Source organism: Flavobacterium chungangensis, assembly GCF_042654045.1.
GTDB classification, from domain to species: Bacteria; Bacteroidota; Bacteroidia; order Flavobacteriales; family Flavobacteriaceae; genus Flavobacterium; species Flavobacterium chungangensis.
On the sequence record NZ_JBHSFY010000021.1, the window covers coordinates 56,914 to 65,784 of the forward strand.

10 protein-coding genes are annotated in these 8,871 nt (G+C 33.3%); 8 read left to right on the top strand and 2 right to left on the bottom strand.

The annotated features are described in order from the left end of the window. Positions 1 to 19: 19 nt before the first annotated feature. The 6 genes from ACFO3N_RS23605 (at position 20) to ACFO3N_RS23630 (ending at position 4,993) form a co-directional block, all read left to right on the top strand. The gene (locus ACFO3N_RS23605) at positions 20 to 580 is read left to right on the top strand and encodes an ExbD/TolR family protein (protein ID WP_198855497.1); all 561 of its coding nucleotides are present in this window, start codon (positions 20 to 22) and stop codon (positions 578 to 580) included. Between the two features lie 38 nt (positions 581 to 618). Beyond that, positions 619 to 1,419, top strand: a complete 801-nt coding sequence (locus ACFO3N_RS23610; protein ID WP_379801322.1) for an energy transducer TonB — start codon at positions 619 to 621, stop codon at positions 1,417 to 1,419. Then, on the top strand, positions 1,419 to 1,646 hold the full coding sequence (locus ACFO3N_RS23615; protein ID WP_095928219.1) for a hypothetical protein: 228 nt from the start codon (positions 1,419 to 1,421) through the stop codon (positions 1,644 to 1,646). Before ACFO3N_RS23610 ends, ACFO3N_RS23615 begins: the two co-directional genes overlap by 1 nt. Positions 1,647 to 1,651: 5 nt before the next feature. Further along, entirely contained in the window at positions 1,652 to 2,575 is a 924-nt protein-coding gene (locus ACFO3N_RS23620) for a PstS family phosphate ABC transporter substrate-binding protein (protein ID WP_379801323.1), read from the top strand. A 16-nt stretch (positions 2,576 to 2,591) separates the two neighbouring features. Continuing rightward, entirely contained in the window at positions 2,592 to 4,259 is a 1,668-nt protein-coding gene (locus tag ACFO3N_RS23625) for a tetratricopeptide repeat protein (protein ID WP_379801324.1), read from the top strand. 101 nt (positions 4,260 to 4,360) lie between these two features. Beyond that, entirely contained in the window at positions 4,361 to 4,993 is a 633-nt protein-coding gene (locus ACFO3N_RS23630; RefSeq protein WP_095928216.1) for a 7-carboxy-7-deazaguanine synthase QueE, read from the top strand. A 76-nt stretch (positions 4,994 to 5,069) separates the two neighbouring features. Here ACFO3N_RS23630 and ACFO3N_RS23635 read toward each other — a convergent pair whose 3' ends face one another. Both ACFO3N_RS23635 and ACFO3N_RS23640 read right to left on the bottom strand, forming a co-directional pair. Beyond that, the gene (locus tag ACFO3N_RS23635) at positions 5,070 to 5,615 is read right to left on the bottom strand and encodes a YfiT family bacillithiol transferase (protein WP_379801325.1); all 546 of its coding nucleotides are present in this window, start codon (positions 5,613 to 5,615) and stop codon (positions 5,070 to 5,072) included. A gap of 20 nt (positions 5,616 to 5,635) precedes the next feature. After that, complete coding sequence (locus ACFO3N_RS23640; RefSeq protein WP_379801326.1) at positions 5,636 to 6,343, bottom strand: class I SAM-dependent methyltransferase; 708 nt, start codon at positions 6,341 to 6,343, stop codon at positions 5,636 to 5,638. Positions 6,344 to 6,415: 72 nt separating this feature from the next. Here ACFO3N_RS23640 and ACFO3N_RS23645 point away from each other — a divergent pair, with 72 nt between their 5' ends. Continuing rightward, positions 6,416 to 6,910 (top strand): YkgJ family cysteine cluster protein, encoded by a 495-nt coding sequence (locus tag ACFO3N_RS23645; RefSeq protein ID WP_379801327.1) that lies wholly within the window; start codon positions 6,416 to 6,418, stop codon positions 6,908 to 6,910. Positions 6,911 to 7,012: 102 nt separating this feature from the next. Beyond that, on the top strand, positions 7,013 to 8,248 hold the full coding sequence (locus ACFO3N_RS23650) for an ABC transporter permease (protein WP_379801328.1): 1,236 nt from the start codon (positions 7,013 to 7,015) through the stop codon (positions 8,246 to 8,248). Positions 8,249 to 8,871 lie beyond the last annotated feature (623 nt).

The window sequence follows — 8,871 nt, forward strand, 5'->3', positions numbered from 1 at the left end:
TTAAAAAATATACACTAAGATGGCTGAATTAAATACCGGCGACGGCGGTGGTGGTAAAGGTGGTAAAGTAAGAAGTAAAAAGCAGAATTCGAAAGTCGATTTAACAGCGATGGTGGATTTGGCATTCTTATTGATTACATTCTTTATGTTAACTACTTCGTTGTCAAAACCTCAATCGATGGATTTGTCATTGCCAAATAAAGATGATGATCCAAATAAGAAAACTGAGGATACCAAAGTAGACGAGAATCGTACTATGACAGTAATGTTAGGTGGCGACAATAAGATGGTTTACTATATGGGGTTATTGGCGACACCAAAAGTGGGGCCGAAAGATATTGCATATGGTAAAGATGGTATCCGTAGAGAATTGTTGAAACAAAAGAAAAATGTTTTAGCATATTCTGCAGCTTTAGGGAAACCTAAAAACGGAATCATTGTGATCATTAAACCAACAAAAAAATCAAATTACCGTAATTTGGTTGATATCTTGGACGAAATGGCTATCACTGGAGTTGAGACGTATGCAATTGTTCCTGAGTTTACACCAGAAGAAGCAAAAGTGATAGATAAAAAATAAGAGCAATCTTAGTTTTATCGACTTAAAAATCAAGAAGTATGAAATTAGATATTATAAAAAATCAGTGGCTTGATATCGTATTTGAAGGACGTAATAAGATATATGGAGCATACGAGCTGAGAAAATCAAACGGAAAAACAACTGTGAAAGCACTTGTTATTGGTTCTCTTATCTTTAGTGCTGCTGTTGCTGCTCCTCTTATTTCGAGTTTGTTGCCAGACTCATCAGAAGAAGAAGAGGTGAAAGAGGTTAAGATGGCTGCGGTAAAATTACCTCCAAAAAAAGAGGAAATTAAGCCTAACATGCCACCACCACCGCCACCACCACCAAAAGTGGATCAGGTTAAATTCGTTAAACCTGTGGTTGCAAAAGCGGAAGAAGTAACTGAAGACCCACCAAAAATTGTTGAGTTAAAAGACAAAAAAGTTGGTGCTGAGACTATCAAAGGAGATCCAGATGCAGTTTTAACTGTTGATGAGCCAGTTGGAAAAGGACCAGTAGCAGAGGTGGTACAAGAAGATAACACTGTATATAACACAGCTGGTATCGAAGTAAAACCAGACTTCCCAGGAGGTATTGAGAAATTCTACAAATTCGTAGGAAACAACTACAAAACTCCAGAAGAAGAAGGTTTAAAAGGTAAAGTTTACGTTACGTTTGTAGTTGAAAAAGACGGGTCATTAACAGATATTAAAGTTTTAAGAGATATCGGTTATGGTACAGGAGCAGAAGCAATTCGTGTTCTTAAAAAATGTCCAAAATGGACTCCCGGCGAGCAAAATGGTAAAAAAGTTAGGGTATTGTACTCTCTTCCTATTACTATTCAATCTGCAGAATAATGTTAAAAGATATGCTTAATAATATTCAGAAGAAATCGCTCAAAGAGCGATTTCTTCTTGTTTTAGGAATACTGTTTTTTTTAATTTATCTTGTGCTCGGTTTAATGATTATGTTTTGGGAAAAACTTCCACTTAACATGGAGCCGAAATACAGATATGCTTTTGGTGGATTGCTAATTGTATATTCTGCAATAAGATTTTTAAGATTAATTAATTCAAAAGAATAATAATTATGTTGAAATATAGTAAGCCTTTAGGTTTGGTTGTTTTTGTCTTTTTGTTTGCCATGTGCAACCAAAAAAGCAAGAATGAAACTGAAAAAGAGACCATTTTGAAAGGATCACTTGATCTTGCGGTTGACGAAACAGTAAAACAAATTGTAGACGATCAGGTTGCTGTTTTTGAAGGTACTTACTATGATGCAAAAATTAAAGTAAAACCAGAATCAGAAGCTGAAGTGATTAATGATTTATTGAATCAAAAGGCTAAGGTTGCAATTACAACTCGCGATCTAACTGTAGAAGAAAAAGCTCGTTTTGACAAAAGTAAAATTAATCCAAGAGTTACTCCTTTTGCTCATGATGCTATTGCTTTTATTTCAAACAAAAGCAATAATGATACATTAATCGCGTTGAAAACTGTGATTGATTTCATGCAGGGTAAAACAGATGGTAAAATTAAAGGCCTAGTTTTCGATAATCCTAATTCAAGTACTGTCCGTTACATGAAAGAATTAGCAAAAGTGAATGAAATACCTAAATCTGGAGTTTTCTCATTTAAAACAAATAATGAAGTAATCAAATTTGTTTCAGAAAATGAAGGAATGATTGGCGTTATTGGTATTAATTGGTTTTATCAGCCAACTCCTGACATGACAGAGACGATTAATAAAATTAATGTCCTTTATGTTAAAGGTTTGAATAGTAATGAATATTATAGTCCAACTCAAAATGACTTAGAAATTGGAAAATATCCTTTGGCACGTGATTTGTTTATTATCAATTGTCAAGGTTATTCTGGACTAGGAATAGGCTTTGCTTCATTCATAGCAGGAGATATAGGTCAAAGAATAGTTTTAAAATCAGGATTGTTACCTTACAAAACTCCAGGGCGAAAGCTAAAAATAAGAAATGAAATTATAAAAGATAAAGAATAAATTAATTACAATAAAGATGAATAAATTTAAAATTTTAAGTCTTGCGTTAGTTGCCTCGGCTACCGTAGCAAAAGCGCAAGATATCAACCAAGCAAAGAAGGCAATTGATGCTGAACAATTTGATAAAGCAAAATCGATCCTTAAATCAATTATCAAAGCTAAACCTTCAGATGGAGAAGCAAATTTTGTTTTAGGAAATGTTTATTTAAATCAATCAGTAGTCGATTCTGCGAAAATCTATTACAATAATGGATTGCAAGCTTCAGACAAGAAAAATTTAAGCTACATCGGTTTAGGGCAATTAGATCTTGATGCAAAGAATACTGCTGCTGCTCAAGCTAATTTTACTTTAGCTACCAAAGACATGAAGAAAAAAGATGTAAATGAATTTATTTACATCGCTAGAGCTTACATGAATTCTGAGAATCCAGATTATAAAAACGCTACTGAGGTTTTGAAAAGAGCTTTATTAGTGGATCCTCAAAATGCACAAGCACTTTTAGCAATTGGAGATGCTTATTACGGAGCAAACAACCAAAACGATGCTTACAAAGCATATCGTGATGCTTTTACAGCTGATAATACTTTGTTGAGAGCGAAAATGCAATTAGGAGTTTTATTAAAAGGCGCTAAATCTTACGATGAAGCGATTAAATCTTTTAATGAAGTTATTGCACTAGATGCTAATTACGGACCAGTTTACAGAGAGCTTGCTGAAACATACTACAAATGGGCAAGAAACAAACCTTCTACTGCTAAAGTTAACTTGCAAAATGCAATTACAAACTATGAGAAGTACTTAAGTTTGACAGATTACTCTCTAGATTCTAAAATGCGTCACGCAGATTTCTTGATTTTGGTTAAAGATTACAAACAATTAGAAACTGTTGCAAACAAAATGATTGCTCAGGATAAAGTAAATCCTAGAATCTACAGATATTTAGGATATGCTGCTTACGAAAATGGAAATGTTGATGTAGCGATTAAATCTATTGAAGATTATATCAAAGCTCCAGGAAACAAAGTTATTGGTAGAGATTACTACTATTTAGGTCTAGCTAAAATCAAAAAAGGAACTGCAGCTGATGGTACAGTAGATCAAGCAGCTTTTGATGCAGGTTTAGCTGATATCAAAAAAGCAGTTGAATTAGAGCCTTTAGTAGTTGAAGAATTCGCTGATTTTGGAAAAGAGTTATTTGGTAAAAAACAATATGCGCAAGCTGCAGCTATTTTTGAACTTGGAGCAGGTAATTCGGAGTCTAAAAATTACTTAGATGACAGCGTTTATTATGGAATTTCTTTATACTATGGTAATGCTAGTAAACCAAAAGAAAGCCGTGATGCTGTTGCTTTAGGGAAAGCTGATGCAGTTTTCGATAAAATTTTAGTAACTGCTCCTAGCTATGATGAGGCATACTTGTACAAAGCAAGAATTAATTCTTTATTGGATAAAGATGATTTGATCATTAAAAACTACGAAGAATACGTTACTAAAATTTCAGCAAAAGGTGCAGAAGAAGTGGCTAAGCCAGCTGTAACTAAGAAATTTATTGAAGCTTACAATGGTATTGGTGCAGCTTATGCTAATACAGACAAAGCTAAAGCTATTGAGTATTTTAATAAAACTTTAGTTTTAGATCCTGCAAATTCATATGCTACACAATCTATAAAAGCTTTAAAATAATTAGAAAATTTAAAGAGAATATAAAAACCGATAGTTCAAAAAACTATCGGTTTTTTTGTTCCGTATATTATTGACTATCTTTGCACTCTTAAAATATTAAAATGTTACCAAAAGAAATACAATTAGAAGTAAATAAAGGAGCAATGCTTCCTTTGATGGAAGAATTTTATACCATCCAAGGAGAAGGTTCACATACAGGACGAGCTGCTTATTTTATTAGAATTGGTGGATGCGATGTAGGATGTCATTGGTGTGATGTGAAAGAAAGTTGGAACGCCGAGCTTCATCCGCCAACAAGTGTGGATTTAATTGTTGAAAATGCTGCAAAATATGCTGATACAGTTGTAGTGACTGGTGGAGAGCCTTTATCTTGGGATATGACATTTTTAACAAAACGATTAAAAGAAAAGAATTTAAAAGTGCATATCGAAACTTCTGGAGCTTTTCCGTTATCAGGAACTTGGGATTGGATTTGTCTTTCGCCAAAAAAGAACAAACTGCCAACGCAAACCGTGTATGATAATGCTCATGAGTTAAAAGTTATTATTTATAATAAACACGATTTTATTTTTGCAGAAGAGCAAGCAGAATTAGTAAACGATAATGCAATTTTATTCCTTCAGCCAGAATGGAGCAAAAAAGAAGAAATGACTCCACTTATTGTTGATTATGTAATGAGCAATCCAAAATGGAGAGTTTCATTACAGACACATAAGTATCTTAATATTCCATAAAACAAAAAATCTCTTCAGTAGAAGAGATTTTTTGTTTTATACAAGTATACAGTTTGTGTAAAAAGTAAACAACTCATTATTTCCAGTTTTTATAATTTTTCAAGGCAGTAATGTGTGCAAGATGATGGTTTCCATGCCAGGCATACATTCCGATAATTTTTTTGAGTTTGTTTTCCGAATTATCTGAAGGATGTATAAATGTTTTTTCTAAATCAGATTCAGATAAATTTTTCATAAGATAGCCTAGTCTGAAATGAAGTCCTTTCAATAATTCCAAAGTTGGCTGAATAGGCATTGTTAAGCTATCATTTAATTCAGACCAAAGAACTTCGTCGTAAGCTTTGATAACTGGATTGTTCTCTGTTAATGTCCATTTAATTCTGATAAAACAATTCATATGGCTTTCGGCGCAATGATGAATGACTTGTCTCACGGTCCATCCGTCAGGACGATAGGGCGTGTCTAATTGTTCATCTTTTAAATGAATCGTTTCTTTTGCTAATCTTTCTGGAAGAGTTTCAATTTCTTTAATTTTTTCAGAAAGATATTCTGCTGAAAAAATTTCTGGAGCAATAAATTTTCCGATAGGATATTTTAATTTCTCTAAATCTAGTTCTTTCATAGGTTTTTTTATGGTTCGTTTTAAATGGTAAGCCTAGCTAAATAATCATAATGATCGCCCTCTAGAACAAGTTCACAATTTAAATCATTGGCAATCGCTGCATTTTGAAGCGTGTTATAATCCAAATACAGCCAATTGAAAGGTTCTTCTTTTTCTCCTTTATAGCTAATATTAAAAACGAGCTCTCCATAATAACCATTTTCAGACGGAATCCATTTTCCGCCATCTTCATCCTCATCAAACATATAAATGATATCCGAGCTGTCAATTAAAATTTGTCCGCCAGGATTTAAAAGAGATTTTAGTTTAGTTAAATAGGAATTGCAGTTTTTTAACTGGCCAAAAATCCCTGTTCCGTTCATTAGAAGTAAAATTGTATCGAATTTTTCTCCATCAAAATCGAGAATATTTTCAACTTTAGCGTTTTTTATTCCTCGAAGACGGCAAGTCTCAATTGCTTTTTCAGAAATATCAATAGCGGTTACATCTAAACTGCGTTCATTTTGCAGGGATAAAGCATGACTTCCAGCTCCGCACCCTACATCCAATATTTTTCCTTTTGCCAATTGCAAAGCCTTTTGTTCAATTTTCGGCATTTCGTTATAAGAGCGGAAAAGATATTCGACACTCATTTCGTCTTCTTCAGAAATAGAAGTTTCAGTAATAATGTCTTCAGGTGAATTTTTGGTGTAAAAATCAAATATTGCTTTCCCAAAAAGATCTTTCATTGTTTTAGTTCAAAGTTTAAGGTTTCAAGTTCAAAGTTGTTTAATTTTGCAAATCAACTTTAAATACTAAACTTGAAACAGATTTTAAATAATTTAAGTAAGTTAGCCAAAGATAAGCATAACGAGAATAAAAAGTATTTCGATAAGCTTAAAAAGAAACCGCCAAAGAATTTAGATTACATTATGCAGGATTTGCATAATGCCGAATTCAAAAGGACGGATTGCTTGAAGTGTGCTAATTGCTGTAAAACGACTGGGCCATTGTTTACTTTGGCAGATATAGAGCGAATTTCTAAACACTTTAGACAAAAGCCTCAGCAATTTATTGATCAGTACTTGCGAATTGATGAAGACAAAGATTATGTTTTGCAAAGCGTTCCATGTACGTTTTTAGATAATGAAAATTATTGTATGATTTATGATGTTCGTCCGAAAGCCTGTAGAGAGTTTCCTCATACAGATCGAAACAAATTTTATCAGATTTCTAATTTAACTTTGAAAAACGTCGAAATTTGTCCAGCAGCATTCAACATCGTCGAGGAAATGAAAAAGAAGATGCCGTTATGATTGAATATACAGGCAATTGTTTCTAAGAATATATTGATTTCCTTTTTTAAGATGTATTTTTGAGAAAGGAAATAATTAAACAACATAAAGAAAACTCATAATTTGAATTTAGAATATTTCATAGCCAAAAGACTTATTACTGCAAAAGATTATAAAAGCAGTATCTCGGCGCCCATTATAAAAATTGCGATTTCTGCAATTGCAATCGGAATAATCATGATGATGGTTTCTGTTGCCACAGGAATAGGCTTGCAGAAAAAAATTCGCGATAAAGTTTCTGCTTTTAATGGCCAAATCATAATTTCTAATTATGACAATAATAATTCAGAAGTTACAACAGTTCCAATTTCAAAAGAACAAGATTTTTATCCTAATTTTAAATCGGTTCCAGAAGTAAGCCATATCCAGGCAGTGGCCAGTAAAGCTGGAATAATTAGAACGGAAAATGCTTTTGAAGGAATTATATTTAAAGGCGTAGGAGCAGATTACGATTGGAATAATATTAAAGAATATATTGTTGAAGGGAAAATTCCAGATTTTGCAAAAGGATTGAATGAAGACGTTATTATTTCGAGATTTCTTGCAGATCGTTTAAATTTAAAAATTGGAGACCAATTCAATACTTTTTTTATAAAAGAAGAGCAAGGTAAGCTTCCCAATAGCCGTAGATTTAAGATTGTCGGAATATTTAATTCCGGATTCCAAGATTTTGATGCAACATATATTATCGGAGATATCCGCCATATTCAAAGAATCAATAAGTGGAGCGAGAGTCAAGTTGGAGCATTTGAGGTTTTTGTAAAGGATTTTAATGAAATTAAATCCACAGGAAATAAAATTTACGAAAAAACCTCGTCTAATCTAGATACACAAACCATTGTAGAAAAATACAGTTATATTTTTGACTGGCTTAAGCTCTTTGATTTTAATATTGTAATCATTTTAGGGGTCATGATTCTCGTGGCAACAATTAATATGGTAGTGGCATTGCTGGTTCTCATTTTAGAAAGAACTCAAATGATTGGAATTTTAAAATCTATGGGTGCAAATAACTGGTCAGTACGTAAGATATTTTTATATAATGCCTTTTATCTAATTCTACGTGGACTATTCTGGGGAAATTTGATCGGAATTTCAATTCTTTTAATACAGCAGCAATTCGGCATAATTAAGCTCAATCCAGAAAACTATTATGTAAATCAAGCACCAGTTTATCTAAATTGGATTTATATACTATTGTTAAACCTCCTTACGGTTGGTGTTTGTTTCTTGGTGCTATTAATACCTTCTTATATAATAACAAAAATATCACCTGTAAAAGCGATCCGTTTCGACTAAGTAAAAAGTAAAGCACAATATCTAACCCGACAGTTTTTCAAAACCAGTCGGGTTTATTGTTTATACATATATATAATGAGAAAATCTAGATTGTCTGTCTGAGCGAAGCCGAAGGCCTTTTAGCGGCGGCATTTGGAATTTGGGATTTTAAAAAAATTAGGCATTGCTTTTTTAGGAGCTATTTCCCGCTATCCGCTTCAATCTTTTCATGGCGAACCCCGCCATAAAAAGGATTTCCGCTTCTATCGGGGCTAGGGCACCGTTTTTCAGAGGCGGCTTAAATGGGGAAAGAGCGGTTTTTGGAAGTAAGAGAAGGAAAAGCTTGGCGTCCCAGTGCCTTTTCGGGATAAAAAAGGGAAGAGAGCGCCTTTTGAAAATAGGGAATCTCTTCAAAAAAGGGGCTTAAAGGCTGAAAACTCCATAAAAAGGGAACGCCGAAACGGGCGGAAAATGCCAAAACAATGAAGGTATGCAGAAAAAACTCACAAGTATTCAAAAAAGTTTAAAATGTAAACAGGCTGTTATGAGTGAGTTAAGAAATAAAGCAAAAAAAGATGGGAAAAATGTAAAAGAAAGTGTTGGAAATGTAAATAAAGGTTCTACTTTTGCACCCGCAACAGCGA